General features: G+C 65.9%; 2 pseudogenes. Both read left to right on the top strand.

The window, feature by feature from the left end:
• A pseudogene (locus tag I0Q12_RS03820) lies at nucleotides 1-353 on the top strand (hydantoinase/oxoprolinase family protein); the annotation flags it as partial.
• A pseudogene (locus I0Q12_RS03825) lies at nucleotides 350-2,079 on the top strand (hydantoinase B/oxoprolinase family protein); the annotation flags it as partial. The pseudogenes I0Q12_RS03820 and I0Q12_RS03825, both read left to right, overlap by 4 nt.

A 2,079-nucleotide genomic window follows, 5' to 3' on the forward strand; every position in this document is an offset into this window, starting at 1 on the left:
TCCACGAGGAACACGAGCGGGACTACTCGTTCCGGCGCGACGACACACCCGTGGAGATCTACCAGATCGGCCTACGCGCGGTCGGCACGACGCCGAAGCCGAACTTCCCACGAACCTCCGAGCCCAGCACAACGGAGCCGGTGCCCATGGAACGGCGCAGTGTCTACTTCGACGAGGAGCGCGGCCGGGTCGACACGCCCGTCTTCGACCGCGACACACTGGAGTTCGGTGTGTGCATTCCCGGCCCCGCCGTGATCACCCAGCTCGATTCCACCACCGTCGTCCCCCCTGGGACCACCGCCACCATCGACGAGTGGGCGAACATCCGCATCGACATCCAGGAGTCCCGATGACCACCACGTCCCCCACCCTCGATCCGGTCACGTTCGAGGTCCTCAAGAACGCGTTCGCCACCTCGGTCGACCTCATGTCCGAGCAGATCCTGCGCACCTGTTACTCGTTCGTCATCTACTCGCGGGACTTCTCCTCCGCGCTCTGCGACGCCGAGGGCAATACTGTGATGCAGGGCAGTCAGGACATCGCCGTCCACGTCGGCACCCTCCACTTCCAGTGCAAGGCCGTGCTGGAGGAATTCGGCTCCGACATCAACCCCGGCGACATCTTCATGGTCAACGACCCCTATCGGGGCGGGACCCACCTCAACGACGTCAGCTTTGTCCGGCCCATCTTCGCGGACGGTGTCCTCATCGCCTTCGCGCAGAACAAGGGACACTGGGCCGACATCGGCGGCAGTGTGCCGGGATCGTTCGACGTGACCGCCACCGAGCATTTCGGTGAGGGTCTGCGGATTACCCCCGTGCGGGTGTGGCACGAGGGCCGCTTCCTCGCCGACGTCGCAAAACTGCTCGTCGCGAACACCCGGTCTCCGGAGATCAGCATGGGCGATCTGCACGCCCAGGCCGAGGCAACCGGGGTGTGTGAACGCGAAATCCAAAGGCTCGTAGACAAATACGGACGCAGCACGGTGACCGACGCGATGCGCGAGGTCCAGGACTACGTGGAGCGCATCGTGCGCAGCCGGGTCGCCGACCTGCCGGACGGCACCTGGACCACCGAGGACTTCCTCGACTCCGATCCGGCGCGTGCCGAAGGTCTCGTCCCGATCCGCGTCACCATGACGATCGAGGGCGACCAGCTCAGCTACGACCTGACCGGCAGCGCGCCCGCCGTGGCCAGCTTCCTCAACAGTGGCTACGGCACCGCGTTCTCCGGAATCGTGGCGGGCACCAAGTCCTTTTTCCCCGACGTGCCGCTGAACTCGGGCCTGTACAACGCGATTCACACCGACCTGGGGCCGGAGGGCACCGTCGTCAACGCAGGCTGGCCACACGCGGTGACCGGGTTCTGCTCCGGCCCCTACGAGAAGATCATGAACGCGATCTTCGAACTGTGGTCGAAGGTCGTGCCCTCGCGGGCCATCGCCTGTTCGTTCAACCTCGAGTACCTGCTGGTCGGCGGTCGCGACGCCCGTACCGAGGAGCGGCCGTTCTTCATGTGGTACGACTGGATGGCCGGCGGCTGGGGAGGTCGCAGCTCGAAGGACGGATCGAGCGCCACCGCACCGGTTTTCGGCATCGGCCTGGCCGTTCAGCCGTGCGAGGGACAGGAACGCCTCACCCCCGTGCTCACTACCGAGCACGCCATCATCACCGATTCTGGAGGGCCCGGCGAATACCGTGGAGGGTGCGGCCTGTCCAAGGGTGGTGTCCTCACCGACAGTGACAACAGCGTGATGTCGTACTGCTGTGACCGTTCCCGGTCGGTCACCTGGGGTATCGAGGGTGGTCTGCCCTCCATCCCGCACGGTGTCTGGCTCAACCGCGGCACCCCCGAAGAGCGTTTCCTCGGGTCCGTGTTCTCGAATGTTCCGGTTCAGTCCGGAGATTCGTTCGAGCGGCCGTCCGCGGGTGGCGGGGGGTACGGGGATCCGCTGCGGCGGGACCCGGAGGCCGTGCTCGAGGACGTGATCGACGGCTACGTCTCCGTCGAGCGTGCCGCGCTGGACTACGGCGTCGTCGTCGTGCCCGTAGATCCCGAGATCGACCGCTACGAACTCGA

The organism is Rhodococcus sp. CX (assembly GCF_015865005.1).
GTDB lineage: Bacteria > Actinomycetota > Actinomycetes > Mycobacteriales > Mycobacteriaceae > Rhodococcus.